Source organism: Nonomuraea dietziae (genome assembly GCF_014195505.1).
Lineage (GTDB): Bacteria > Actinomycetota > Actinomycetes > Streptosporangiales > Streptosporangiaceae > Nonomuraea > Nonomuraea roseola.
Genome location: NZ_JACIBV010000001.1, coordinates 2,675,974 through 2,700,554, shown reverse-complemented (window position 1 = coordinate 2,700,554; position 24,581 = coordinate 2,675,974). Strand labels below are relative to the sequence as shown.

At 71.3% G+C, this 24,581-nt stretch carries 22 protein-coding genes and 1 pseudogene; 8 read left to right on the top strand and 15 right to left on the bottom strand.

Annotated features, from left to right (window positions below):
• Window positions 1-17 precede the first annotated feature (17 nt).
• The 5 genes from FHR33_RS12995 to FHR33_RS12975 are packed head-to-tail and all read right to left on the bottom strand — an operon-like array spanning window position 18 to window position 5,137.
• Entirely contained in the window at window positions 18-818 is an 801-nt protein-coding gene (locus FHR33_RS12995; RefSeq protein WP_312895506.1) for an SDR family NAD(P)-dependent oxidoreductase, read from the bottom strand.
• Window positions 815-1,792, bottom strand: a complete 978-nt coding sequence (locus tag FHR33_RS12990; protein ID WP_183646527.1) for an AurF N-oxygenase family protein — start codon at window positions 1,790-1,792, stop codon at window positions 815-817. The genes FHR33_RS12995 and FHR33_RS12990 overlap by 4 nt, the downstream gene beginning before the upstream one ends.
• A gap of 28 nt (window positions 1,793-1,820) precedes the next feature.
• Entirely contained in the window at window positions 1,821-2,423 is a 603-nt protein-coding gene (locus tag FHR33_RS12985; RefSeq protein WP_183646524.1) for a TetR/AcrR family transcriptional regulator, read from the bottom strand.
• A gap of 14 nt (window positions 2,424-2,437) precedes the next feature.
• The gene (locus FHR33_RS12980; protein WP_183646520.1) at window positions 2,438-3,793 is read right to left on the bottom strand and encodes a sensor histidine kinase; all 1,356 of its coding nucleotides are present in this window, start codon (window positions 3,791-3,793) and stop codon (window positions 2,438-2,440) included.
• Window positions 3,794-3,796: 3 nt separating this feature from the next.
• The gene (locus tag FHR33_RS12975) at window positions 3,797-5,137 is read right to left on the bottom strand and encodes a sensor histidine kinase (RefSeq protein WP_246451808.1); all 1,341 of its coding nucleotides are present in this window, start codon (window positions 5,135-5,137) and stop codon (window positions 3,797-3,799) included.
• 148 nt (window positions 5,138-5,285) lie between these two features.
• Between FHR33_RS12975 and FHR33_RS12970 the strand changes: the two genes are divergently transcribed.
• The 3 genes from FHR33_RS12970 to FHR33_RS12960 are packed head-to-tail and all read left to right on the top strand — an operon-like array spanning window position 5,286 to window position 8,886.
• Complete coding sequence (locus tag FHR33_RS12970) at window positions 5,286-6,416, top strand: acyl-CoA dehydrogenase family protein (protein ID WP_183646518.1); 1,131 nt, start codon at window positions 5,286-5,288, stop codon at window positions 6,414-6,416.
• A complete protein-coding gene (locus FHR33_RS52570; protein WP_183646514.1) occupies window positions 6,413-7,459 on the top strand; it encodes an acyl-CoA dehydrogenase family protein in 1,047 nt (348 codons plus the stop codon). Before FHR33_RS12970 ends, FHR33_RS52570 begins: the two co-directional genes overlap by 4 nt.
• Window positions 7,459-8,886: an AMP-binding protein gene (locus tag FHR33_RS12960; RefSeq protein WP_183646511.1), complete on the top strand. Its 1,428-nt coding sequence runs from the start codon at window positions 7,459-7,461 to the stop codon at window positions 8,884-8,886. Before FHR33_RS52570 ends, FHR33_RS12960 begins: the two co-directional genes overlap by 1 nt.
• Here the strand turns inward: FHR33_RS12960 and FHR33_RS12955 are convergent.
• Window positions 8,828-9,811 (bottom strand): carboxymuconolactone decarboxylase family protein, encoded by a 984-nt coding sequence (locus tag FHR33_RS12955; RefSeq protein ID WP_183646508.1) that lies wholly within the window; start codon window positions 9,809-9,811, stop codon window positions 8,828-8,830. The genes FHR33_RS12960 and FHR33_RS12955 overlap by 59 nt on opposite strands.
• Window positions 9,812-9,910: 99 nt before the next feature.
• Here FHR33_RS12955 and FHR33_RS12950 point away from each other — a divergent pair, with 99 nt between their 5' ends.
• The gene (locus tag FHR33_RS12950) at window positions 9,911-11,017 is read left to right on the top strand and encodes a sensor histidine kinase (protein WP_183646505.1); all 1,107 of its coding nucleotides are present in this window, start codon (window positions 9,911-9,913) and stop codon (window positions 11,015-11,017) included.
• Window positions 11,014-11,712: a response regulator gene (locus FHR33_RS12945; protein WP_183646502.1), complete on the top strand. Its 699-nt coding sequence runs from the start codon at window positions 11,014-11,016 to the stop codon at window positions 11,710-11,712. Before FHR33_RS12950 ends, FHR33_RS12945 begins: the two co-directional genes overlap by 4 nt.
• Here the strand turns inward: FHR33_RS12945 and FHR33_RS12940 are convergent.
• The 9 genes and pseudogenes from FHR33_RS12940 to FHR33_RS12905 form a co-directional block, all read right to left on the bottom strand.
• A complete protein-coding gene (locus FHR33_RS12940) occupies window positions 11,637-12,752 on the bottom strand; it encodes a C45 family autoproteolytic acyltransferase/hydrolase (protein ID WP_183646499.1) in 1,116 nt (371 codons plus the stop codon). The genes FHR33_RS12945 and FHR33_RS12940 overlap by 76 nt on opposite strands.
• A gap of 34 nt (window positions 12,753-12,786) precedes the next feature.
• Window positions 12,787-13,737: a helix-turn-helix transcriptional regulator gene (locus FHR33_RS12935; RefSeq protein WP_183646496.1), complete on the bottom strand. Its 951-nt coding sequence runs from the start codon at window positions 13,735-13,737 to the stop codon at window positions 12,787-12,789.
• 16 nt (window positions 13,738-13,753) lie between these two features.
• Window positions 13,754-15,565 carry a zinc-binding dehydrogenase gene (locus FHR33_RS12930; protein WP_183646493.1) on the bottom strand — a complete coding sequence of 604 codons (1,812 nt, stop codon included), beginning with the start codon at window positions 15,563-15,565 and terminating at the stop codon, window positions 13,754-13,756.
• Window positions 15,566-15,607: 42 nt separating this feature from the next.
• Complete coding sequence (locus FHR33_RS51725; protein WP_312895505.1) at window positions 15,608-16,156, bottom strand: Nramp family divalent metal transporter; 549 nt, start codon at window positions 16,154-16,156, stop codon at window positions 15,608-15,610.
• 109 nt (window positions 16,157-16,265) lie between these two features.
• Window positions 16,266-16,931 (bottom strand): annotated as a pseudogene (locus FHR33_RS53245) (Nramp family divalent metal transporter); the annotation flags it as partial.
• Between the two features lie 111 nt (window positions 16,932-17,042).
• Complete coding sequence (locus FHR33_RS12920) at window positions 17,043-17,789, bottom strand: GNAT family N-acetyltransferase (protein ID WP_312895504.1); 747 nt, start codon at window positions 17,787-17,789, stop codon at window positions 17,043-17,045.
• Between the two features lie 48 nt (window positions 17,790-17,837).
• On the bottom strand, window positions 17,838-18,935 hold the full coding sequence (locus tag FHR33_RS12915; RefSeq protein WP_183646490.1) for a M20/M25/M40 family metallo-hydrolase: 1,098 nt from the start codon (window positions 18,933-18,935) through the stop codon (window positions 17,838-17,840).
• On the bottom strand, window positions 18,932-19,936 hold the full coding sequence (locus FHR33_RS12910) for a dipeptidase (RefSeq protein WP_183646487.1): 1,005 nt from the start codon (window positions 19,934-19,936) through the stop codon (window positions 18,932-18,934). The genes FHR33_RS12915 and FHR33_RS12910 overlap by 4 nt, the downstream gene beginning before the upstream one ends.
• The gene (locus FHR33_RS12905; RefSeq protein ID WP_183646484.1) at window positions 19,933-21,366 is read right to left on the bottom strand and encodes a flavin-containing monooxygenase; all 1,434 of its coding nucleotides are present in this window, start codon (window positions 21,364-21,366) and stop codon (window positions 19,933-19,935) included. Before FHR33_RS12905 ends, FHR33_RS12910 begins: the two co-directional genes overlap by 4 nt.
• A gap of 83 nt (window positions 21,367-21,449) precedes the next feature.
• On the opposite strand from FHR33_RS12905, the gene FHR33_RS12900 reads away from it, so the two are divergent.
• From FHR33_RS12900 to FHR33_RS12890, 3 genes are read left to right on the top strand one after another with little or no spacing between them, the layout of a single operon-like run.
• Window positions 21,450-22,247 carry a Nif3-like dinuclear metal center hexameric protein gene (locus tag FHR33_RS12900; protein ID WP_183646481.1) on the top strand — a complete coding sequence of 266 codons (798 nt, stop codon included), beginning with the start codon at window positions 21,450-21,452 and terminating at the stop codon, window positions 22,245-22,247.
• A 2-nt stretch (window positions 22,248-22,249) separates the two neighbouring features.
• Window positions 22,250-22,990 (top strand): zinc ribbon domain-containing protein, encoded by a 741-nt coding sequence (locus tag FHR33_RS12895; protein ID WP_183646478.1) that lies wholly within the window; start codon window positions 22,250-22,252, stop codon window positions 22,988-22,990.
• Window positions 22,991-23,028: 38 nt separating this feature from the next.
• Window positions 23,029-24,402, top strand: coding sequence for a histidine phosphatase family protein (locus FHR33_RS12890; protein WP_183646475.1), 1,374 nt, complete (start codon window positions 23,029-23,031; stop codon window positions 24,400-24,402).
• Window positions 24,403-24,581 lie beyond the last annotated feature (179 nt).

Here is a 24,581-nt window from a genome sequence, read left to right as displayed (position 1 = left end):
ACCCCCCGATATGCGACTTATGTCCGTTTTGGGGGAGGTGAAACGCGCCGGATGGCGAGAGCGGCGGCCCGGATGGCGCCCGAGGGCGAGAGGCGGGCGGCGCGCCAGGCCAGCCGTGCCGACGCCGGCGCCACGATGAGTGCCCGGTTGCGGGCGACGCCGCGCAGGATGTCGGCCGCCAGCGACTCCACCGGATACAGCCGCCCCTGCGCCATGACCGCCGCGTCGCGGGCCTGCGCCCCCGTCTCGGTGTACGGCAGGCCGGGATTGGCGTTGTCCAGCAGCGGCGTGTCGATGAATCCCGGGCAGACCACGCTGACCCTCACCCCGTGCGCCGCCGCCTCCGCGCGCAGGGCCATGGACAGCCCGACGACGGCGTGCTTGCTGGCCGTGTAGGGCAGCATCAGCGGAGCGGGCACCAGGCCGGCCATCGAGGCGGTGTTGACGATGTGCCCGTAGCCCTGCTCGATCATGATCGGGTAGGCCGCGTGCACGCCGTGCACGACGCCGCGCAGGTTGACGTCGATGGCGCGGTTCCAGTGGTCGAGGGTCAGCTCCTCGGCGTGGCCGCCGACCGCGATGCCCGCGTTGTTGAAGACGAAGTCGAGCCTGCCGTGGCGCTGCCTGACCGCGCGTACGGCGGAGGCGACGGCTTCGGCGGAGGTGACGTCGAGCTCGACGTGCTCCATCCCGCGCAGGTCGGGGGCGACCAGGTCGGCGACGGTGACGGCCACGCCCTTGGCGGCCAGCGCCGTGGCCAGCGCCCTGCCGATGCCCGAGGCGCCCCCCGTGACAAACGCGGTCTTCGGTGATCTCACGCGCGCGGCTCCGCCCAGATGCCCATGGCCTTCCATATCCTCCTGGTGACCGGGTTGACCAGGCCCAGCTCGGAGCACAGATCGCGGGTCTTGCCGACCGAGTCGCGCAGCTCTGCCCTGAACTCCTCGCTGCCGGTGTAGACCTCCTTCACCACCTGCGGCGGGATCTTGAAGGCGCGGATCATCGGCCCAGGGGGAGCGAGCATGATCCTGGCCATGAGGCCGAGGATGACCGGCGAGATCACCCCGAGCGCCAGGCGCCGGTAGCGCGGCATCCTGGGCACCCTGCGACGCAGGTAGTGGCGCGCGAAGGAGATGTGCCTGGCCTCCTCGGCGATGTGGATGCGCATGATGGCCTCTTCGAGCGGGTGGTGCTTGTAGCCGTCCTTGAGCACCTTCCGCTGCACGTGGTCGATCGGGTCCTCCCCGCCGAGCACGAAGACGAAGAACAGCTCGGTGGAGATCAGCGGGATCCACGGCGCGACCTGGGCGAGGAGCGACAGCGGCCCCGGCATGCCACGGATCGGGAGTTTCGTCCGGTTCACGAATTCTTGGAACATCATCCCGTGATGTCCCTCTTCGATCGTCTCATGGTAGACGTAGCGGAATTCGGGCGACCCGTTCGGCAGCCGGTAGGCATAGTTGAGCAGGCCGCGCTTGAGCAGGTTCTCGAACTGCAGCCCGATCTTCATGGCGGTCGCCACCCGCCACAGGCCGATCCGCGCCCTGGTCTCGGGTGAGCGGCTCCGGTACCAGGGGTGCCGGCCGAGCTTGTCGACCGGCGGCAGCTCCCAGCGCGGATCGGCGGGATCGATGAGGAAGTCGGGGTCATCCCAGGGGATGTCCACGTACGGCTCCCAGTGCTTGTCGACCGACGCCTTGGACAGGCGTTCGATGACGGACTCGTAGGCTCGCCTCTCCGCGACCGACTCGTCGCGTTCCCTGGCGGCGGTAGAGCTCGGTGCAGCTGTCATGAGCGCAATTGTACGTAGAATCCAATAGCTACGAAAGGTCCTCCTCGCGGATGCCCAACTCGGCGGCCGTCGCCGTCCGGATGAGCTCGGCCACCCTGTGGCGCGACAGCACCCTGCGATGCACGCTCACCTGGACGGCCAGGCCGTCCACCAGGGAGAGGATCCGCCAGGTCGCCGCGTCGGGATCGGCGCAGGCGAACGCTCCGGAGGCCACCCCCTCGTCCACGATCGCCCGCAACGACTCCTTCCATCTCAGATCGAGCCTGCGCGAGGTCTCCTCGAGGTCGGCGCTGCGCATCGACTCCGCCCACGCGTCGATCCACATCCGCCACGTCCTGGCCGAGCCGGTGGGGGAGTAGAGCCTGAGAAGGTGGCGCAGGCGCTCGACAGGGGTGCCGCCCGCGCGGTCCAGCTTGGCCAGTGAGTCCAGATCGCGCCGGGCGGCGTAGACCAGGGCCTGTGCGAACAACTGGTCCTTGGTCTCGAAGTGGTAGAACAACAGCGCCTGGCTGACCCCCGCCGCCCTGGCGATGTCGAGGGTCCTGGTGTGCCCGAATCCCTGGGCCGCGATGACCTCGCAGGCCGTCTTCAGTAAGTCTTCTCGCCGCAAACGGCCGAAACCACGTGTCACAGGGGGAAACTGTATTACCCGTGGTAACCGTTGCGCAGAGGGAGATGTAGGACAAAGCGGGCGCCTGAGGGCGAGTCCTCGATGGTCAGCGTGCCGCCGTGCGCCTGAGCGATCTCGCGGGCGATCGGCAGACCGAGGCCGGTGCCTCCCGCGTCGCGGTTGCGCGAGGCGTCGAGCCTGGTGAAGCGGTGGAAGACGATCTCCCGCTGGTCGGGCGCGATCCCCGCGCCGTCGTCCTGCACCTCGAGCAGCGCCTGCTCGCCCCGCTGGCCCACCGTGACCGTCACCCGCGACTCGGCGTGCCGTTCGGCGTTGTCGAGCAGGTTGGTCAGCAGCCTGGCCAGCCTGAGCCTGTCGCCGGTCACCACGACGCCAGGCCGCAGATCGCGGACGATCTCCTTGCCCCTCGGCCGCCGGTCCAGCTCCTCTCCCACCAGCTCGCCCAGGTCGACGGGCTCCTTCGCGCCTGGCGCCCCCGAGTCGAGCCTGGAGAGCGTGAGCAGGTCGCCGACGATCGCCTGCAGCCTGTCGATGCTGCCCAGCAGCGCCTTGCTGGTGTGGTCCCAGTTGGCCTCCTCGGGATGCAGCCTGGCCTCCTCCACCTGGGTCCGCATGGCGGTGATGGGGCTGCGCAGGTCGTGGGAGGCGTCGGAGGCGAACCTGCGCTGCTGCTCGACCGCCGCCTCCAGCCCGTCGAGGGTCTGGTTGATCGTGTCGGCCAGGTCGGAGATCTCGTCGCGGTGGCGCGAGGGGGGCACCCTGCGGCCCAGGTCGGTCGCGGTGATCTCGGCGAGCTCCTCCTTGATCGTCCGCACCGGCGCCAGGGCTCTGCGCACGGTCATCGAGGCGCCCCCCGCCGCCAGCCCGGTCATCAGCATGACGACCAGCGCCACGCCCAGGAGGTAGAGCGGATGGACGTACCAGGGGACGACGGGGACGTAGGAGTAGACCGTCCAGTAGGCCCCCTCCACCCTGACCCTGTGGGCCACGGTGATCAGGCAGTGCTCGCCTGGCACCTGGTCGGTGCAGATGACGGTGTCGACTCTGCCGTCGTCACCCGTCGGCGTGACGCGGGTCAGCGGCGGCTTGTTCAGCAGGCGGGCGCTCGCCTGCCTGATCCTGCCCCGCTGGTCGGTCACCTGGATCAGCTCGACCTCCTCGGTGGGAACCACCGGCGACAGAGAGGGGGCGTAACTCTCCACGTTGAAGGTGGTCCTGCGCCCGGCCGCCGCGGCCTGCTCGAGGCGGTAGTCGGTCAGCACCAGGTGCGCGAGCATGGTGATCACCACCGCGGCGACCAGACAGCCCGCCAGGGCGGTGAGCCCGGCCAGCAACGTCAGCCTGCGCCGGACCGACCACGTGGTCAGCATCTGTCACCCGTCCTTCGCCGGCAGTCGCAGCACGAATCGCGCACCCGAGTCGGAGTCGGCGATCGTCAGCGTGCCGCCGTGGTGGCGGGCGATCTCGCGGGCGATCGGCAGGCCGAGGCCGGTGCCTCCCGCGTCGCGGTTGCGCGAGGCGTCGAGCCTGGCGAACCTGCGGAAGACGAACTCCCGCTGGCCAGGCGCGATGCCCGCGCCGTCGTCGAGCACCTCGAGGACCGCCTCGCCGCCCTCCCTCAAGACGGTGACGCTCACCAGCGAGTCGGCGTGCCGTTCGGCGTTGTCGAGCAGGTTCGTGAGCAGCCTGGCCAGCCGCAGCCTGTCGCCGTCCACGACGGCGGGGGATAGGTCGGTCTTGACCTTCTTGCTGCGCGGATGCTCGGCCAGCTCGGCGCGGACCAGCTCCGACAGGTCGACCCTGCTGCAGGCCTGCGGCGCGCCGGCGTCGAGCCTGGCCAGCGTGAGCAGGTCCGTCACGATCGCCTGGAGGCGGTCGAGGCTGGACAGCAGCGCCCGACCGGTCTGTTCCCAGTCGGCCTCGCGCGGGTGCAGCATGGCCTCCTCCACCTGGGTCCGCATCGCGGTGATGGGGCTGCGCAGGTCGTGGGAGGCGTCGGAGGCGAACCTGCGCTGCTGCTCGACCGCCGCCTCCAGCCGGTCGAGCGTCCTGTTGGCGGTCTTGGCCAGCGCGTGGAGCTCGTCGGGGTTGGACGGCACGGGCACCCGCTGCCCGAGGTCCGTCGCGGTGATCTCGTCCAGCTTCGCCCTGATCGCCTCGACGGGCGCGAGCGTCCTCGCGACCGTACGGGAGGTCCCGAACCAGGTGAGCCCGGCGAGCACCAGCGTCATCCCGGTCAGGAAGGCCAGCATGAGCGGGTGGACGTACCAGGGGACGGTGTCGTCGTAGGCGTACACCATCCAGTCGCCGTCCTGCTCGTAGACCCTGAAGACGGCCACGATCTCGCACTCGTGGTCGAACTCGGGCACCCCGCACACCGTCTGGGTACGGCTGGCGTTGTCGGGGTCGGGGATGAGGGAGAGCAGCCTCGGCCGCCCTTCGAGGTTCGCCGAGGCCGCGACCACCTCGCCGCCGGTGTTGAGCACCTGGACGCCCTCGGCGTCCGTGATCACGATCTCGGGCAGGTCGCCCCGTTTGATCAGGTGGACCACGCGGAGCGCGGCGCTGACGATCTCGTTGGTCCTGTAGTCGACGGCCGCGCCGTGCACGCCGTACAGGACCATCGCGCCGACGGCGAGGCAGAGCAGGGTGACGCCGGCTGTCGCCATCAGCGCCAGCCGCCCCCGCACAGACCCCGCGTAGCGTGCGATCAAGCCTCTCCCCCCGGTAATCAGAGGATCACACTAGGTGGCCACGACTCTAATTAACGGAGATTCATCAATAAATCCGGACAAATCTCTGCTCTATGCGGGGGCCGGGCGACTGATTAGAGTAAGTGAGCACTGATACCGAGGAGACCATGTGAACCTTGACGAGTATCGGAGCGCGGCCAGGGTCTGGCTGGCCGCCAACGCGGATCGGACCGATGACGCGAGAGAGTTCATGGCCAGGCTCTACGACGCCGGGTACTCCGGCATCACCTGGCCGAAGAGGTGGGGCGGGCAGGGCCTGACCCAGGCAGAGGAGCGCGCCTTCGCCGCCGAGGCCCGCGACTACGCCCTTCCCACCTACATCTTCTCGATCGGCCTCGGGATGTGCGGTCCCACGCTGCTCGACAGGGGCACCGACGCCCAGCGCGAGCGGTTCCTCCGGCCGCTGCTGCGTGGCGAGGAGGTCTGGTGCCAGCTGTTCTCCGAGCCGGGCGCGGGCAGCGACGTGGCCAGCCTGCAGACGCGCGCCGTGCGCGACGGCGACGGCTGGGTGGTCAACGGGCAGAAGGTCTGGACCTCCGTCGCCCAGCACGCCGACTGGGGGCTGCTGCTCACCAGGACCGACGTCGACGTGCCCAAGCACAAGGGCCTGACGATGTTCGTCGTCGACATGCACCACCCGGGCGTCACGGTCAGGCCGCTCAAGGACATGACAGGACGCTCCCACTTCAACGAGATCTTCTTCGACGACGTGACGATCCCCGACAAGCACCGCGTCGGCGAGGTCAACGACGGCTGGGGCGTCGCGGTGACGACGCTGCTGCACGAGCGGCTGTCGATCTCGGCGGGTGTCGGGATGGGCGGCGGCGCCGACTGGCTGGCCAGGCTGCGCGAGGCCGTCGACACCGGTGACCCGCTCGTCCGCGACCAGCTCGTCGAGCTGCACATCCGCTCCCGCGCGCTGTCGCTGTTCAACCAGCGCCTGTCCCAGGAGACCAGAGCGGGCCTCTTCCCCGGCGCGAGGGGGAGCGCGGCCAAGCTGCTGCTGGCCGAGCTGACCCTCTACACCGCCGACCTGGCCACCAGCCTCGTCGGCCCCGAGTCGGTGGTCGACGAGGAGCTCTCCCACGCGATCTCGCTGGCCCCCGCCATGGCCCTCGGCGGCGGCACCAACGAGATCATGCGCAACATCATCGGCGAGCGCGTGCTCAACCTGCCGCCCGAGCCGAGGGTGGACAAGACCGTGCCGTTCAAGGACCTGAAGGTGGGGACGCAGCAGTGAAGCTCGTACTCGGCCAGGACCAGCAGGAGCTGCGCGCCACCGTCAGATCGTTCCTCGCCGGCCTCTCGCCGCGCGAAGGACACAGGCCCGAGGTCTACGCGCGCCTCAACGGGGAGCTCGGCCTGTCCGGCCTGATCATCCCCGAGGAGTACGGCGGAGCGGGCGCGGGCCTCACCGAGCTCGCGGTCGTCCTGGAGGAGACCGGCGCCGCGCTGCTGCCCGGCCCCTTCCTGGCCAACGCGCTGGCCGCGATCGCCCTGACCCAGGTGCCCGACAAGGAGCTGCTCACCGCCGTCGCCGAGGGCCGGCTGACGGCCACGGTCGCCCCGCTGCCCGGCGGGAGCGACCTCGTCACCGCCTCCCGCGACGGCGAGGCACTGGTCGACGGCAGGCTGGCCCAGGTCGTCAACGCCGGGGAGGCCGACGTCCTGCTCGCCCCCGTCACCCGTCACGACGGCGTCGCGCTGGTGGCGATCGACCTGGCAGGCGAGGGCGTGACCCGCACCCCGCTGACCACGCTCGACCTGACCAGGAGCCAGGCCGAGGTCGTGCTCGAGGGGGCGCGCGGCAGGGTGCTCGGCTCGCCGCCCGACGGCATCGCCCTGGAGCGGGCGTGGAACCTGTTCTCCGTCGCCCTGGCCGCCGAGCAGCTGGGCGTCATGCGGGCGAGCCTCGAGGCCATCGTCGGCTACGCCAAGATCCGCGTCGCCTTCGGCCGCTACATCGGCTCCTACCAGGGCGTCAAGCACAAGCTGGCCGACATGCACTGCAAGCTCGAACAGGCCGAGTCCATCGTCAGGTACGCCGCGTGGGCCGCCGACGAGTCGCCGGGCGAGCTGCCGGAGGCCGCCGCCCTGGCCCAGGCCTACGTGGGCAGGGCCTGCTTCGAGGTGGCCCGCGACCACCTGCTGCTGCACGGCGGCATCGGTTTCACCTGGGAGCACGACGCGCATCTGTACTACAAGCGGGCCAAGGCCGACGAGGTGCTGCTCGGCCCGCCCCGTACCCACCGAGAGCGGCTGGCCGACCTGCTGGAGCTGTGATGAACGGGTTCTACGAGATAGCACGGTCCGACCCCGGCCGTCTGGCCGTGGCCGAGCCCGCGACCACCTACGGAGAGCTGCTCGCCCGCGTCAACCAGGTCTCCCACGGGCTGCGCGCCAGGGGCCTGGCCCAGGGCGACGTGGTGGCGGGGGTGCTGCGCAACGGCGTCGAGCAGGTCGTCATGCTCATGGCCACCGGCCAGCTCGGCCTCTACTACGTGCCGGTCAACTGGCACCTCACCCAGCCCGAGATCGACTACATCGTCGGCGACTGCGACGCCAGAGTGGTCGTCACAGGGCCCGAGGACGTGGCCGCGCTCGCCGAAGGACAGCAGGACACCGCGCCCGACGGCCGCACCGCCGGCGCGGTCATGTGGTACACCTCCGGCACCACCGGCTTCCCCAAGGGCGTGCAGCGCCCGCTGCCGGGCGCCGAGCCCGAGGCCATCGTGCCGCTCTACGTCTGGTTCCTCGGCGAGGTGTGCGACCTGCGCCCCGGGCCCGGCGTGCACCTGGTCACCTCGCCGATGTACCACTCGGCGCCGTGCGCCCACACGCAGTTCGCGCTGCACCTGGGCCACACGCTGGTGATCGCGCCGCGCTTCGAGCCCGAGCCGATCCTCGCCCTGATCGAGAAGTACAGGGTCACCAACGCGATGATGGTGCCCACGATGTTCCACCGGATGCTGCTGCTTCCCCCCGAGGTCAGGAAGCGCTACGACCTGTCGTCGATCAGGCAGGTGGTCCACACCGCCGCCGCCTGTCCCGTCGCGGTCAAGCAGGCGATCATGGACTGGTGGGGGCCGGTGCTCTACGAGTACTACGGCTCCACCGAGTCGACCATCGCCTTCTCCGTCAAGCCGCACGACTGGCTGGCCAGGCCGGGCACGGTCGGCAGGCCCGCCCCCACCTTCGAGGCCAAGATCCTCGACGAGAACGGCATGGAGCTGCCGCCGGGCGAGCCCGGCATGATCTACGTCAAGTCGGGTCTCGGCACCTTCGAGTACCGCAAGGACCCGGTCAAGACCGCCTCCAGCATGCGCGGCGAGTGGTACGCCCCTGGCGACATCGGCTTCCTCGACAAGGACGGCTTCCTGTTCCTGTGCGACAGGCGCACCGACCTGATCATCTCCGGCGGGGTCAACATCTACCCGGCCGAGATCGAGGCCGCCCTCCTCGAGCACCCCTCCGTGGCCGACGTCGCCGTCATCGGCGTGCCCGACCAGGAGTGGGGACACAACGTGGTGGCGCTGGTGCAGCCGCACGCGCAGGTCACCGCGCAGGACCTGCTGGCCCACCTCGAGCCGCGGCTGGCCAGGTTCAAGCATCCCAAGGTGATCGAGTTCCGCGACGAGCTGCCCCGCACGCCTACGGGGAAGCTGTCGCGCTCGAAGGTGCGGGAGCAGTACCTGGCCGCGAAGGGGTGATCGCCCGCTCCACGTGCTCCACGGCCGCGAAGGCGCCGAAGGCCAGCAGCCGCACCAGCTCCGCGTCGGTCACCGGCCAGGCCGCGACCTCCCTCTCGGTGATCCGGTACGGCGCCAGCGCCGCCAGCAGCGCCAGCCTGGTCGCGGGCCGCTCCCGCTCGGGCAGGGCCGCCAGAGCTCCTTCGAGCCACCCGTTCCCCAGCGGCGGATGCCCGGCCTCGTGCTCGCCGACGGCCGCGCGGACGACCTGCCTCGCCGTCCTGCTCAGCGCCTCGCCCGTGGCGGCGGCGCGCAGGGCGGCGTAGGCCGGGCCGACGGGCGAGCCCTCGGCCCACGACGGCGCACAGCCCAGGGGGATCAGGGTGAGGGACAGGCCTGGCACGCGGCGCCGCCTCACGGTGCGCGACATCGCCCTGCCCGCCGCCCGCCGGACGAAGGGGGAGGAGTCCATCCCGCCGGGAAGCAGGTTCTCGCCCACCAGCGCGGAGACCATCCTGTTGACGAAGTGGCAGGCCAGCGCGGTTCCCACCTGATCGACGGGCAGGTCGGCGGCGCGCTCCCGCCGTGCCCAGTCCAGCAGCAGGGCGTGGCGCGGCCCAGCGGGCCGTTCGCCACGCGCGATCGCCTCGCCGAGCGCGTGCTCACCCATGGCGTGCAGGAAGACGGCGTGCGCGTCGACGCAGAACGGGCACCTGTTGGCTACGGAGACACACAGCGCGACGACCTCCTTGTCCGTCCTGCGCGAGGGGCCCGCCAGCAGCGACTCCCTCAGCAGCGCCCACGTGGCGGCCAGCACCTCGGGGGCGGGGGACAGGGCCGCGAACAGCTCGCCCACGAAGCCGAACTCGGCCTTCACCTGCGCGTAGACCTGCCCTGCCAGGCCGGTGCGGACGTTCTTGCCCACGGGGGTGACGAATCGAGTCATGGACCCACAGTGGGCCTCTGCCCCCTGCGCTGTCGTCGCTCAGCGGAAGTACTCCCTGTGTATGACGTCTGTGCACATATATCCGTCTATCGTGCGGGTATGAGGTTTGATCGGGATCTGCTGCTGGCCGCCGTCGTGGCGGCGGGGCAGGTCGGAACGGAGATCCTGCTCTCCCCTGGACTGGCCCCGCTCGACTACGCGCTGCTGCTCGGCGGCACGCTGGTGCTCGCCCTCAGACGGCGCTTCCCCGTCGTCGTGCTGGCCGTGACCGTCGCCTGCATGCTCGCCTACACCGTGCGCATGCAGCCGGGCGCCGTGGCGACCTTCCCGGTGCTCATCGCCGTCTACACCACCGTCAGGCAGGGCAAGCACCCCGCCGCGCTGGCGGGAGTCGTGCTCTTCCTGGCCGGCATGTTCGCCTTCGGGCACGACGCCGCCGCGGGACTCTCGCCCAGGTCGGCGATCGAGAGCAGGGTGCTGGTCGTCGGCTGGCTCGTCGCGGCCGCGGTCATCGGCGAGGCCACCCGCGCGTGGAGCGCCTACCTGGAGCAGGTCGAGCAGCGCGCCGCCGAGGCCGAGCGGACCCGCGAGGAGACCGCGCTGCGCAGGGCGGGCGAGGAGCGGCTGCGCATCGCCCGGGAGCTGCACGACTCACTCACGCACAGCATCTCCATCATCAAGGTGCAGGCCGGCGTGGCCGCCCACCTGGCGCGCAAGCGCGGCGAGGAGGTGCCGGCCTCGCTGATCGCCATCCAGGAGGCAGGGGCCGACGCGATGCGGGAGCTGCGCGCCACGCTCGAGGTGCTGCGCTCGGACGAGGGCAGCGGCCTGGAGCAGGTGCCCGAGCTGGTGAACAGGGCGCGCGCGGCGGGACTTCCCGCGAAGGTCGAGGTGAGCGGCTCGCCCAGGCCGGTGCCCGCCGAGGTGGACAGGGCCGCCTACCGCATCGTCCAGGAGGCGCTGACCAACGTCAGCAGGCACGCGGGCCCCGCCTCCGCCTCGGTCCGCATCGGCTACCTGCCGGGAGAGGTGATCGTGCAGATCGACGACGACGGCGCCGCCGTACCGGACGAGGAACACCAGCCGGGCATCGGGCTGACCGGCATGCGCGAGCGCGTCGCGGCGCTCGGCGGCAGGCTGCGCGCCGAGGCCCGCCCCGAGGGCGGCTTCACCGTCAGGGCCGAGCTGCCGGTGGTCCGCTCGTGATCCGGGTGCTGCTCGCCGACGACCAGGCGCTGATCAGAGGCGGCTTCAGGGCGCTGCTGGAGGCCGAGGACGACCTGGAGGTGGTCGGCGAGGCCGCCGACGGGAGCCAGGCGGTCGAGCTGGCCGTACGGCACCGGCCCGACGTCGCCCTCCTGGACATCCAGATGCCCGTCATGGACGGCATCGAGGCCACCAGGCGCATCGTCGCCGACGAGCGCCTGACGGGCGTGCACGTGGTGATGCTGACGAACTTCGGCGTCGACGAGTACGTCCTCGACGCCCTGCGCGCGGGCGCGGCCGGCTTCCTGCTGAAGGACACCGAGCCTGCCGACCTGCTGTCCGGGATCAGGGTCGCGGCCAGGGGCGACGCGCTGCTGTCCCCGACGATCACGCGCAGGCTGATGGACGAGTTCGTGCTCCAGGCGCCCGCGGCCGAGGTGGCCGACCTCTCCCCGCTCACCAACCGCGAGCGAGAGGTGCTGGCGCTGGTGGGACGCGGGATGTCCAACGACGAGATCGCCGCGCGCATGGTGATCAGCCCGTTCACCGCCAAGACCCACGTCAGCAGGGCGATGGTGAAGCTGGGCGCGCGGGACCGCGCCCAGCTGGTCGTGCTCGCCTACGAGTCGGGCCTGGTCTCCAAGCGCAGCTCACCGGTGAACCGGGTGCCGCCCTCAGGGGTGTCGCCCAGGTAGAAGCGGGCTGTCATCGTGCGCTCGTGGGTGTCGAGCACGGTCGTCCACGTGGTCCGCCACATCCTGTCGGCCCCCGCCGCTACCTCGCCGAGCGCGCCCGACAGGCGCGAGGGCGACAGCGGCGCGTCCTTGGCCCGCTCGAACAGCGTCCGCTGCCTGCCGAAGGTGTCCATGGTGGTCTCGTCGTCGGCGGGCAGCGCCATCGGGTCGGGATGGCGGCGCAGTGGATGGTTGGTCACGCACAGCGGCGCGTCCCCCGCCTCGACGATGTGCTCGCTCTCCCAGACGAACGCCTTGCCCGAGGCGTCGGCGATCAGGTAGTGCAGCGGCGTCCCGTGGTCATAGTGCTTGGCCAGCAGCAGCGCCTGCTTGGCCTGCTCCACGTTCTCGCAGGTGTCGAGGACGAACCTGGGCAGCTGGACCGAGCTCAGGCCCACCTGCGGCTCGAACGACGACGGGGGCGCCGCGGCGCCGACGTCCGCGATCAGCAGCACGACGGCGAGGCCCGCCTCGTTGACGCCGTCCATGGCCCCGTCGAGGTCGTTCATCGTGATGACGGTCGAGGCGAGGCCGTCCTCGGGGGTCGTGGTGATCACATAGGGGCGGGAGGCCATGGGCAACTCGCCGGGCAGGGGCGCGCCGCCCATGATCTCGCTGCTGGTCGCGGTGAAGAAGTCGTAGTTGCGGGCGATCCTGCCGTGCCCGTCGGTCGAGGCGGACGGCGGGCACCACAGCGCCGAGCAGCCCGAACCGAAGGGCAGCACCGACAGCCCGTCGAGGCAGAGGTCGTCGCGGTCGGGGTCGAGGTCGAAGGTCGCCGCCACCCCGTCGAGCCGTTCGAGATGCTGCGGCCAGTGGCGCTCGAACCAGGCCATGCGCGCCCTGGTGACGGTTCTGTCGGCCGGCCGCGGCGCCCAGCCGAACCGGTCGCGCATCTCCTCGGCCATGGCCCTGCCGATGTCGAACTGGCTGCCGCCGACGCTGAGGTGCCGCACGAGCTGGAAGTCGTTCTCGCCGCCGGCGATCTGTGTGATGGTCATGTCCCGAGCGTCGGCGGAGCCGCTGACCGTCGGCCTACCGGTCGCTGACCGCCCTGCGGTAGCGCTCTGACAGCCCTCGCACCACCTCGGCCAGCTCCGGCGGGTCGAGCACCTCGAAGTCGACGCCGAGCGCGCCGATCCACACCGCGATGCCGTTGAGGTCGTCGCCGCCGACGTGCGCGACGCAGGTGTGCTCGTCGACAGGCTCGAAGTCCATGCCGGTCGGCAGGCCCCTCATCCGCTCGGCGGGCGCGTGCAGCAGCACCCTGGCCCTGTAGCGCCACATCGCGGTGTTCACCCCGCGTTCGACGTGCTCGGCCACGTCGAACGGCAGCTCGCGAGGGGCGAAGCGGGGCCCGCCCGGCGTGCGCGGGCTGATCCTGTCGACCCTGAACGTCCGCCAGTCGCGCCGCTCGACGTCCCACGCCACCAGGTACCAGCGCCCGCGCCTGTGCACCAGCCGGTACGGCTCGGCGTCGCGCGTGGTGACCGAGCCGTCGTGCCCCGTGTAGTCGAAGCGCAGCCGCTCGTGGTCGCGCGCGGCGTTGGCGATCGTCGTCAGCACCTCGGGCGGCACCGAGGGGACGGTGCCGGGGATCTGCACGGTGTAGGCGTTGAGCGCGCTGACCCTGCGCCGCAGCTTGACCGGTAGCACCTGCTCCAGCTTGGCCAGCGCCCGCACCGAGCTCTCCTCGATGCCCGCCACGCCGCCGCCCGCCGCCCTGCCGAGGCCGACCGCGACGGCCACCGCCTCCTCGTCGTCGAGCAGGAGCGGCGGCAGCGCCGCCCCCGCGCCGAGACGGTAGCCGCCCGCCACTCCAGGCGTGGCGTGCACCGGGTAACCGAGGCTGCGCAGCCGCTCCATGTCGTTGCGCACGGTGCGGGTGCTCACGCCGAGCCGGTCGGCCAGCTCGGGCCCCGACCAGTCCTTGTGCGCCTGGAGGAGGGAGAGCAGCTTGAGAAGGCGGGCGGAGGTTTCGAGCATGTTCCCAGTGTGCCGCCTATTGCGGAAGGCCTGCTTCCGTGATCACCACGATCTTCCCCAGAAGGTGGCCGTGCTCGCTCAGCCGGTGCGCGTCGGCGGCCCGCTCCAGGGGGAAGGTCCTGGCGATGGGCATGCGCACGGCCCCGCCGTCCACGACCTCCCCGACGACGGACGGGGCGCTCGGGCCGCTCGAGCCGCTGGAGAACAGGACCCCGTGCTCGCCCGCTGAGGGGTCGGCGATCGTGACCACCCTGGCGGGGTCGCCGGTGAGCCTGACAGAGTCGGCCAGCACGCCCCTGCCCGAGGCGTCCAGCACCGCGTCGACGGGGCCCGTGCGCTCGGCCCAGCCCTCGCCGTAGGTCACGGGGGTCACGCCCAGCTCGCGGAGGAACGCGTGGTGACCCTCGCTGGCCGTGCCGACGACCTCGATCCCGCGCGAGAGGGCCAGCTGCGCGGCGACCAGGCCGACGCCTCCGGCCACCGCGTGGATCAGCAGCCGCTGCCCCCGCTCGACGCCGAGCTCGGCCAGCGTCCTCACGGCGGTCTCGGTGGCCACAGGGAGCGCGGCGGCCTCCTCGAACGACAGCCGTTCGGGCTTGGCCAGCAGCTCGGCGGCCTCGATCAGCACGTGGTCGGCCAGCCCGCCGGTCGCGACCCTGCCGAAGACGGGCTGCCCGACGCTCCAGCCCTCGACGCCCTCGCCGAGCGCGTCGATCGTGCCGGAGACCTCCAGTCCTGTGCCCGCGGGCTCCTCCAGCGGGACGACCATGAAGCCCCTGCGGAACTTCCAGTCGATGGCGTTGACCCCCGCCGCCCTCACCGCGATCCTGACCTGGCCGGGGCCAGGCGAGGGGATGGGCACCTCGTCGAGGCTGAGCACGTCGGGCTCGCCGAACTCCCTGTAGCGGACGGCTCTCGACCTCGCCAGCAGGACCGCCTTGCCGACCAGGGCGCGCGACTCGATCGCGGCGTGCGCCTCCGCCGCCCTGTCCAGCGGTACGGCCAGCCCGACCGTCGGCGTGATGCCCGCGTTCAGGGCCCGCTCCGCCATGGCCCTGAACCGCTCGGGGGTGAACTGGACCTGCTCCATGCCGATGACGGTGATGCCACGCGCCGCCGCGAGCTCGGGATCGACGGCGGCGGGGGAGCCCTCCATGACGCCGTAGGCGAACAGGCGCCCGCCGGGGGCGGTCAGCTCGAACGCCCGCGCACCCATCTCGCCGCCCACGCCGTCGAAGACCACGTCGTAGGCGCCCTTGGGCTCGGTGTGCGCCGCGCCGAGCCGTTCGGCCCGCTGCCTCTTGGCCACGGCGGTGGCGGAGGCGGTGACCTCGGCGCCCGCCGCTGCGGCCAGCTCGACCAGCACCAGGCCGAGCCCGCCGCCCGCGCCGGTCACCAGCACCCGTGAGCCGGGATTCAGCTCGGCCGCCTCGATCAGGCTCATCGCGGCCGCCCCGACCTGGAGCAACGCCGCCGCCTCGGGGAAGCCGAGCTCGCCGGGCAGCGCGATCAGCCCGTCCACGTCGGCCAGCGCCTGCTCGGCGTAGCCGCCGGAGACACTCGCGGCCACCCGCCGCCCCACCCACGAGGGGTCGACGCCCTCGCCCGCCGACAGCACGCGCCCCGCCACCCCTGTTCCCGGCACGAACGGCGGCCGCGCGCCCGACCACTCGGCGCCCCATCCGGTGCGCAACTGCGCCTCGACCGACAGCACGTCGGCCGCCACCACACCCACCACGACCTGACCAGGCCCCGGCGTCAGATCGTCGGCCTCCCGCACCCGAAGGACCTCGGGACCGCCGAAACTCGTCGCCTCCACGATTCTCATGCGGGTCAGTCTGGTTCCTCAAGTGGACTTGAGGTCAAGCGGTCAGCCCAGGAGCTTCTGCGCCTGCTGGATGAGGGTCAGCACGGTCAGCGAGCCGAAGAAGGCCACCGACCAGATCAGCGCCGCCAGCCGGTAGGAGCGCACCTTGATCGGCCCCGGCAGCGCCCGCCTGTTGAGCACGATGAGCAGGATCGAGTAGACGAACATCATCGAGGCGGCGAAGCTGGCCGACATCACCAGCAGGATCAGCGGCTGGTCGAAACCGGCCAGCAGGACGCAGATGCCGATGAGCGTCATCGCCCAGACGACCAGGAAGTAGACCCTGTTGACCGAGATCGCGCGCTCGCGCAGGTAGACCGTCTTGAGCACGTCCGAGGCGAGCCTGCTGGTGTAGTCGACGATGCCCATCGCGGAGGCGAACAGCGACAGCGCCCCGATGAGCCAGAACAGCACGCCGAACCACGCGCCCACGGTGTTGCGCAGCGCCTCGCCCTCGACCTTCAGGAAGCCGATGCTGTTGGCCAGCCCCGGCTGACCGAAGACGGTGGAGTAGGCCAGCATCGACATCAGCGCGATCGTCACGAACGACACGACGGCGAAGGTCGAGCCCTGCTCGATGTTGGCGAAGCGCCACCAGGCCCCGCCACCTGGCCAGGTTCTCCTTCGTCGGGGAGAACTGGAAACCGGTGGAGGAGACCGCCTCCTCCTGGCCGGTGACCGGGCTGACCAGCCGCGGCACGTAGGCGCCCATGCCCAGGCCCTTGTCGCGGATCCAGTTGCTCTGGCACAGGTTCTGCCCGCCGCCCGCGCCTGCGTAGGCGATGGCGCCCATCAGCACCGCGAACTCCAGCGGAGGAACAGGGAAGCTCGCGTCGACCGTGAGGCCCCTGCCCAGCGCCACCCACGCGTCGGCGTTGATCGCGAACAGCACGGCCACCACGATCAGGGTGAGCACCAGGCCGATCTTGATGAAGATCACCCGCTCGAGCGCGGTGTAGATGACGGGGGCCAGCGTCAGTCCGAGCGCGATCACGATCAGCATGCCGATCGCGATGTAGCGGACGGTGCCCTGGCCGCTGCCGGTCAGGTACGTCACCATCGTCGCCGACGTGGTCACCCAGCCAGGCCACAGGTTCGACAGCAACGTCATGAGGACGAAGACCGCGCCCCAGTGCTTCCAGAAGCGGCTGAAACCGGTCAGCGCGGTCTCGCCGGTGGCCAGCGTGTAGCGCTCGATCTCCATGTTGAGGAACCACTGGGTCACGATGCCCACCAGCGCGCCCCAGATGAAGATCAGGCCGACCTGGGAGGCGATGTAGGGCCAGAGGATGAACTCTCCGCTGGCCAGCCCGACGCCGGCGCCCACCAGCCCCGGGCCGATGAGCCGCCACCGAGAGGTGGGCGCGTCTGGTAGGTCTCTGACGGTGACGGGGGGCAGGACGCGATGTGGAACCGTCGGCGTGAACACAGCCGGGACCTACCCGGCTGACACCACATAGTCACCCTTTTTGGTAAAGCCCGTCACTTGTCCGCCGCCCGCCATCAAACCGCCCAGCACCTCGCGCATCGCGTGCCTCCACGCCCTGCCCGCCCCTGGATCCCCCCTCCGCAGCGTCTCGATGTCCGCGGGCGTGCCGACCAGCACGACGGGCCCGCGCGCGGGCTCCCTCACCGGGCGTCCCCCCACCTCCACCAGAGCCGCCACCCCCTCGTCAGGGCGCCGCGCCACGACCTCCTCCTTGAGCAGCCACTCGACCACCAGGCGGTCGGACTCGTCGCCTTCGTTGATGGAGTCGGCCATCCGGCCGTAGAAGTTCTCCACGTACTCGAAGGGGCGGGCGCCGAGCTTGGCGATGTTGAAGTAGGCGTTGCGGCGCACCAGCGGGTCGTAGGTCCAGGTGATGCGGTCGATGCCGCGCTCCAGGCACCACCGCCGCTGGTGCGACTTCAGCGCGTGGCCGACGCCCCTGCCGGGGACGGCCCCCGTGACGTGGGAGTGCAGGCTGTTGCCCGAGGCGAGCAGGCCCACGCAGGCGCCGACCAGCTCGCCGTCCTCGTAGGCTCCCGCGACGTAGCCGCCGGCGTGCGAGAAGACCCGCATCAGCTCGACGGTGACGGGCGGGTTGGCGGGGTCGGGGCGCCAGATGGCGTCGAACAGGCTGCGCACGTCGGCGAACTCGCCGATCTCGTGCAGCTCCCGCACCGTCACCCGGTCTCCCTCCACGCTCAGAAATTTATCCGAGCCGGCCCCCGCCGTCAGCGAAGGGCCTGGTCAGGGCGCCAGCACGGAGGCGACCAGCGCCCGCAGCAGCGCCGCCCTGCCAGGCATCTCCGCCACGATCACGTGCTCGTGGTCGGCGTGCGCGCCGCCGCCCACGGCTCCGAGCCCGTCCAGCGTCGCCACCCCGATGCCCGCGGTGAAGTTCCCGTCGGAGGCCCCGCCGACCGAGGCCTGCTCCAGCGCGCCGAGCCCCAGCCCCGCCGCGAGCCCCTGAGCCAGCCTGAACAGCTCCGCCGACATGGCCGCCTCCATGGGCGGGCGGTTCGGCCCTCCGTTGACCTCCAGCCTCGTCCCCCGCACCTGGGGCGACAGGGCGCGCATCAGCGTGTCCACCCTGGACTGCGCGGCCAGCGTCGGCACCCGCACGTCCACACCCACCCGCGCGAGCGCCGGCACGGTGTTGAGCGTGGTGCCTCCCGCGAGAACGGTCGGCGTCACGGTGGTGCCGCCGGTGCCGGGGGAGTCCGTGGAGTCGGCCAGCGCCGCCATGCCGGCGATGGTGAGGATCTGGTGGGCCAGCTCGATGCCCGCGTTGGCGCCGTTCCACGGTTCGAGCCCCGCGTGCGCGGCCTTGCCGTACACCGTGACCGTGTAGTCGGAGGTGCCCTTGCGCGCGGTCTTGAGCGCGCCGCCGTCCGCGCTGCCCTCCAGTACGAAGGCGGCCGACAGGCCGCGCGCGCACTCCTCGATCAGCGCGCGCGAGGTGGTCGAGCCGACCTCCTCGTCGCCGGTGACCAGCACGCAGATCCCGTCGAGGTCGCCGAGCCCGGCGAGGGCGTGGAAGAGCTGCACCAGCCCCGCCTTCATGTCGAAGACGCCGGGACCCCTCGCGACGCCGTCGATCACCGACCACGGGTGGGTGGCGAGCGTGCCGATCGGCCAGACGGTGTCGTGGTGGCCGAGCAGCAGCACCCGCGGGGTGCCGAAGCTCCAGCGCAGGTGCGTGACGCCGTCGACCACGATCGTCTCGGGCGGGGCGCCGAGGTGGCGGGCGCCCATCGCGGCCACCACCTTGGCGCTGCGCGCCACCGCCGCGAGGTCGCTGGAGAAGGACTCGCAGGTGACCAGTTCCTCGAGATCGTCGATCATGCCAGCGCCTTCCCGAACAGGCGGTGCACGTTGCCGCCGAGGATCTTCCGCACGTCCGCCTCGGGCAGTCCGCGCGCCAGCAGCCCCTCGCCCACCAGCGGCAGGCCGCCCGGACCCGCCAGGCCGGGTATCACCGCGCGGTTGTCGATGCCGCTGGAGCTGACGCCCTCGCAGCACGGGGGCGTGAGGTCGCGCAGGACCTCGTCCATGAAGTCGGGGCCGAGCCCCACATGGTCGATGCCGGCGACGCCCACGATGTGCTCGATGTGGTCGAGCAGGTGGTCGAGGGTGGCCTCGCGGGCGTTCTCGGTGAGGAAGGCGGCCAGGAAGTTCACGCAGATCACCCCGCCCGTGCCCGCCACACCCCTGATCTGCTCGTCGGTGAGGTTGCGGTGGTGGTCGCGCAGGGCTCTGGCCGAGGAGTGGGTGGCCATGACGGGCCTGGTGGCCAGCTCCAGCACGTGGGCGACGCCCGAGACGCCGAGGTGGGAGACGTCGAACAGGATGCCGAGGCGTTCCATCTCCTTGAGCGCCTCGACGCCGTGGGAGGTGAGGCCGCTGCCGGTGGCGTCCTCGCCGCTGCCATCGGCCAGCGGGGTGCGGCCCCAGTGGGCGATCGAGGCGACCCGGACGCCGAGGCGGTGCATGGTCGGGATCAGTTCCACGCTGGCGTCGATGCCCGGCATGCTCTCCATGGCCAGGACCAGCGCGATCCTGTCCTCGGCGAGGGCGGCGTCGATCTGGGCGGCGTCGAGGCAGAGCGCCACGGCGTCGGCGTTGCCCTCGGCGATGACGTGCGCGCACTCGATCATGCGTAGCGTCTGCCTCAGCGAGCCCTCGGGGCGGAACTGCGAGTCGATGAAGACGGGCAGCACCTGCAGCCGCACCCCGCCCTGCCGTAGCTGGGGGAGCCAGCGGGAGCGGAAGAACTCCGCCCAGTGCCGGGGCGCTCTCGCCGATACCGCCATGAGGAGATCGTTGTGCGTGTCAGCCACCATCATGCCGAAGACGTTAGCCGGTAGGCGGGCAGCGGCGGCAGAGCGGTCAGCCTGCGATAGAGCGTGGTCGGTCCGGGCCAGTTGTTGGTGACCCTCCCCTGCGCGGTCTTGTACCAGCTCTGGCAGCCGTTGCCCCACACCATCCGCTCCATGGCCGCCCCCAGTTGCCGGCGCCAGGCCGCCATCGCCTCGGGCCTGACCTCCATCGGCCCCCGCTCGGCGAGGTACGGCAGGCAGGCCATGACGTGGCGGACCTGGCACTCGATCATGAAGACGATGGAGTTGTGCCCGAGGTTGGTGTTCGGGCCGTAGAGCAGGAACAGGTTCGGGAAGTGCGGCACGGAGATGCCGAGATAGGCCTCGGCGCCGTCCTTCCACTCGTCGGAGAGCGTGCGCCCCCCTGTGCCGGTGAACTCGATCGGCTGCAGGAACTCCGTCGTGCGGAAGCCGGTGGCGTAGATGATCGTGTCGGCCTCTCTCAGGCCCTGCGAGGTCTCCACCCCCTTCGGGGTGATCCGGACGATCGGGTCGGTGACCACCTCGACGTTCGGCCTGGTGAGGGCGGGATAGAAGGAGCTGTCGATGACCACCCGCTTGCAGCCGACGGGGAAGGCCGGGGTGAGCTTGGCGCGCAGTGCGGGGTCTGCGACCTGCGCGTGGAGGTGTCCGAGCGCCCGCTTCCTCAGCAGGTTCGCGCTCCAGCCCCTGGCGAGAGCGGGGTAGAGGGTGCCCTCGGCGTAGCGGTAGATCCACTCCCTGTAGACCCGCTGCAGGCCGGGGACCAGGTGTAACGCCAGCCTGGTGGCGGTGCCGAAGGCGGAGTCGGGCTTGGGGATCACCCAGTTGGGGGTGCGCTGGAAGACGTCGAGGCGCTCTGCCAGAGGCTGGATGCGGGGGATGAACTGCGCTGCCGACGACCCGTTGCCGATCACCGCGACGCGGCGGCCGGTGAGGTCGTGCTCGTGCTTCCATCGGGCGCTGTGGAAGGAGACGCCTGCGAAGCTCTCCGTTCCCTGGATCTCGGGATAGGCGGGGCGGTTGAGCTGGCCCACGCTCGACACGACGGCGTCGAACCGCTCGGTGCCGTCGTCCGTCGTGACCTGCCACTGGCGGCCGTCGAAGCGGGCCGACCGCACCTCGGTGTCGAACCTGATCTTCGGCCTGACACCGTACTTGTCGGCGCACATGTCGAGATAGGCCAGGATCTCGGGCTGCTCCGGGTAACGGCGCGTCCAGCTGGCGTACTTCTCGAAGGAGTAGGAGTACAGGTGAGAGGGGATGTCGCAGCCCGCGCCCGGATAGCTGTTGTCGCGCCAGGTGCCTCCGAGCCCGCCCGCCTTCTCGAAGACGGTGTAGTCGGCGATGCCCGACAGTTCGAGCCGGATCGCCATGCACAGCCCGCCGAAGCCCGCACCGATGATCGCGACCCTCATGCGCCCTCCCAGACGTCAGGATCCACTTACGGTAGGCGGCGCACGTCCACGTGTCGAGGTGCGCGAGCCGGTAGTCTGCGCAGGTGACGCTGGCAGATGTGATCAACGTGCTCGAGGCCGCCTATCCGCCCGCCAGGGCCGAGTCGTGGGACGCCGTCGGCCTGGTCTGCGGCGATCCCGCCCAGGACGTGCGCAAGGTGCTGTTCGCGGTCGATCCTGTGCCCGTCGTGGCCGAGGAGGCCCTCGACTGGGGCGCCGACCTGATCGTCGTCCACCACCCGCTCTACCTGCGCGGCACCACGAGCGTCGCCGCCACCACCTACAAGGGGCGGCTGATCCACGACCTGATCCGCAACGGTGTGGCCCTCTACACCGCCCACACCAACGCCGACGTCGCCAACCCGGGCGTCTCCGACGCGCTGGCCAGGGCGGTCGGGCTGATCGGCGACCTGGTGCCGCTCTCGCCGCTGCCCGACGACCCGTGGCGCGGGCTCGGCAGGATCGGCTCGGTTCCCGAGATGACGCTCGGCGACTTCGCCAAGCAGGTCCTGGCGGGCCTGCCCGCCACCTCCTGGGGGGTGCGCGTCGCGGGCGAGCCGTCCAGGCCGGTCACGCGCGTGGCCGTCAGCGGCGGCGCGGGCGACTCCCTGCTCGGTACGGCGAGGGCCGCGGGCGTCGACGTCTTCCTCACCGCCGACCTGCGCCACCATCCGGCCAGCGAGTTCGTCGAGACCGGAGGGCCCGCGCTGATCGACGCCGCCCACTGGGCCACCGAATGGCCCTGGCTGCGCAGCGCGGCGTCCATCCTCACCTCCGGTGGCGTTAACGTTGAGACGCGCGTCTCCGCCACGGTCACCGATGCTTGGACAAAAGGATATTGATCATGAAAGCTGCCCCCGCCGCTCAGAAGCGACTCCTCGACCTGGCCGAGCTCGACTCCGTCCTCGACCGCCTGGCGCACCGCCGCCGCACCCTGCCTGAGCTGGCCGTGATCGACGAGCAGTCGAGGCAGTACGCCCAGTTGGCCACCCAGGCGATCGCCGCCGAGACCGAGGCGGGCGACCTGGCCCGCGAGCAGACCAAGGCCGAGAACGACGTCGACACCGTGCGCATTCGCGCCGAGCGCGACCAGAAGCGTCTCGACTCCGGCATGGTGACCTCGCCCAAGGACCTGTCCAGCCTGCAGTCCGAGATCGCCTCGCTGCACCGCCGACAGGGCGACCTCGAGGAGGTCGTGCTGGAGATCATGGAACGCCGCGAGGCCGCCGACGCCAAGGTCAACGACCTGGTCGCCAAGCGCGACGAGCTCGCCACCACCCGCGCCGCCGCCGAGGACCGCCGCGACGCGGCCCTGGCCGAGATCGGCAAGGAGGCTGCCGACGCAGAGTCGCGCCGCTCCGACGTCGCCGCCGAAATCCCCGCCGACCTGCTCGCCCTGTACGAGAAGCTGCGCGGGCAGTACGGCGTGGGCGCCGCCATGCTGCACGGCGGCCGGTGCATGGGCTGCAAGGTGTCGCTGTCGATCGCCGACATGAACCGGATCAAGGCCGCTCCGCACGACGAGGTGCTGCGCTGCGAGGAGTGCCGCCGCATCCTCGTCCGCACCCCCGAGTCCGGCATCTGACCCGCGCCTTCGCGCACCGACCTGTTCAAGGAGCGTCCATGAGCACGACCGCCTACCTCGTCGAGGCCGACGGCGGGTCGAGGGGCAACCCCGGGCCCGCGGGGTACGGGGCCGTGGTGATGGACGCCCGCGACCGTCAGGTCCTCGCCGAGGCGGCCGAGGCGATCGGCGTGGCGACCAACAACGTCGCCGAGTACAAGGGGCTGATCGCCGGGCTCACCTCGGTGCTCGATCTCGCGGGCGAGGGCGCGGCCGTCGAGGTCAGGATGGACTCCAAGCTCGTCATCGAGCAGATGGCGGGGCGCTGGAAGATCAAGAACGAGGGGCTGCGGCCGCTCGCGATCGAGGCGCAGGCGCTGGTCAGGCGGTTGCGGGTGACGGGGTGGACGTGGATCCCCCGCGAGCGCAACAAGCACGCCGACCGGCTGGCGAACGAGGCGATGGACGCCGCCGCCAAGGGCCTCGCCTGGAAGGCGGGCGGCACCACCTCTGGCGTCTCCCCGACCTCGGGCGGCGTCTCGGGGGGCCTGGGCTCGCCGGATTCGGGCGGCGTCTCGCCGGGCCTCGGTTCGCGTGGTTCGGGCGGCGTCTCGCCGGGCACCGGCTCGCGTGGTTCGGGCGGCGTCTCGGCGGGCTCGGGCGGCGACCTCCTGGATCGCGACGCTGCACCCGGCGAGACCTTCGCCACCGGCCGACCAGCTGACGAGCAGACCGATCTGCTTGACCTGTCGGCGCCCTCGGCCTCCCTGGTCACCGCGCAGCGCACCAAGGGCAGCGGCTGGGGACCCGCCACCAGGGTCGCCACCTCACTCCTGCTCCTGCGCCACGGCGAGACCCCCCTCTCGGCAGAGCGCCGCTTCTCGGGGCTGGGCGACCCCGAGCTCACCCCCAATGGCCTGGCCCAGGCGGAGGCCGCTGCCCGCAGGCTGTCGGCTCCGCCGTACCGGCTGGATGTGGTGGTCAGCTCCCCGCTCAAGCGCGCCAGGCGGACGGCCGAGGCCGTCGCCGGGCTCGCCGGCCTCGACGTGGAGGTGGACGACGACCTCAGAGAGACCGATTTCGGCGCCTGGGAGGGTCACACCTTCACCGAGATCCAGCGCCGGTGGCCCGCCGAGCTCGCCGCGTGGCTGGCCGACCCCACCGCCGCACCGCCCCAGGGCGAGAGCTTCACCGAGGTGGCGCGAAGGGTGGAGGCAGCCAGAGACCGGCTGCTGGAACGCTACGAGGGCAGGACCGTCCTGGTCGTCTCCCACGTCACGCCGATCAAGACGCTGCTCAGGCTCGCCCTCATGGCCCCGCCCGAGGCGCTCTACCGCATGCACCTCGACCTGGCCTGCCTGTCACTGATCGACTTCTACGCCGACGGTCCCGCCGTGGTGAAGTCCTTCAACGACATCTCGCACCTGCGCTGAAGCCTGCGTCACGGCACTCGGCTGCGATCAGCGACCCGCCGGGGTGTGACCCGGTCGTGCGGGACGGGACAGGGCGCCCGCACGACCGGGCCTTCGCACCGTCCCCCTCAGACGATGACGTCCACCATCACACCGTGACGATCTTGTCGATGAGTTGGAGGCGGCTTGGGTTTGATACT

What these genes read in the sequence shown, in the direction of transcription:
- FHR33_RS12990 (WP_183646527.1), bottom strand. Translation starts at nt 1,792, where the DNA reads ATGACAGCTGCACCGAGCTCTACCGCCGCCAGGGAACGCGACGAGTCG.
- FHR33_RS12980 (WP_183646520.1), bottom strand. Translation starts at nt 3,793, where the DNA reads ATGCTGACCACGTGGTCGGTCCGGCGCAGGCTGACGTTGCTGGCCGGG.
- FHR33_RS12960 (WP_183646511.1), top strand. Translation starts at nt 7,459, where the DNA reads ATGAACGGGTTCTACGAGATAGCACGGTCCGACCCCGGCCGTCTGGCC.
- FHR33_RS12955 (WP_183646508.1), bottom strand. Translation starts at nt 9,811, where the DNA reads ATGACTCGATTCGTCACCCCCGTGGGCAAGAACGTCCGCACCGGCCTG.
- FHR33_RS12950 (WP_183646505.1), top strand. Translation starts at nt 9,911, where the DNA reads ATGAGGTTTGATCGGGATCTGCTGCTGGCCGCCGTCGTGGCGGCGGGG.
- FHR33_RS12940 (WP_183646499.1), bottom strand. Translation starts at nt 12,752, where the DNA reads ATGACCATCACACAGATCGCCGGCGGCGAGAACGACTTCCAGCTCGTG.
- FHR33_RS12935 (WP_183646496.1), bottom strand. Translation starts at nt 13,737, where the DNA reads ATGCTCGAAACCTCCGCCCGCCTTCTCAAGCTGCTCTCCCTCCTCCAG.
- FHR33_RS12930 (WP_183646493.1), bottom strand. Translation starts at nt 15,565, where the DNA reads ATGAGAATCGTGGAGGCGACGAGTTTCGGCGGTCCCGAGGTCCTTCGG.
- FHR33_RS12915 (WP_183646490.1), bottom strand. Translation starts at nt 18,935, where the DNA reads ATGATCGACGATCTCGAGGAACTGGTCACCTGCGAGTCCTTCTCCAGC.
- FHR33_RS12910 (WP_183646487.1), bottom strand. Translation starts at nt 19,936, where the DNA reads ATGATGGTGGCTGACACGCACAACGATCTCCTCATGGCGGTATCGGCG.
- FHR33_RS12905 (WP_183646484.1), bottom strand. Translation starts at nt 21,366, where the DNA reads ATGAGGGTCGCGATCATCGGTGCGGGCTTCGGCGGGCTGTGCATGGCG.
- FHR33_RS12895 (WP_183646478.1), top strand. Translation starts at nt 22,250, where the DNA reads ATGAAAGCTGCCCCCGCCGCTCAGAAGCGACTCCTCGACCTGGCCGAG.
- FHR33_RS12890 (WP_183646475.1), top strand. Translation starts at nt 23,029, where the DNA reads ATGAGCACGACCGCCTACCTCGTCGAGGCCGACGGCGGGTCGAGGGGC.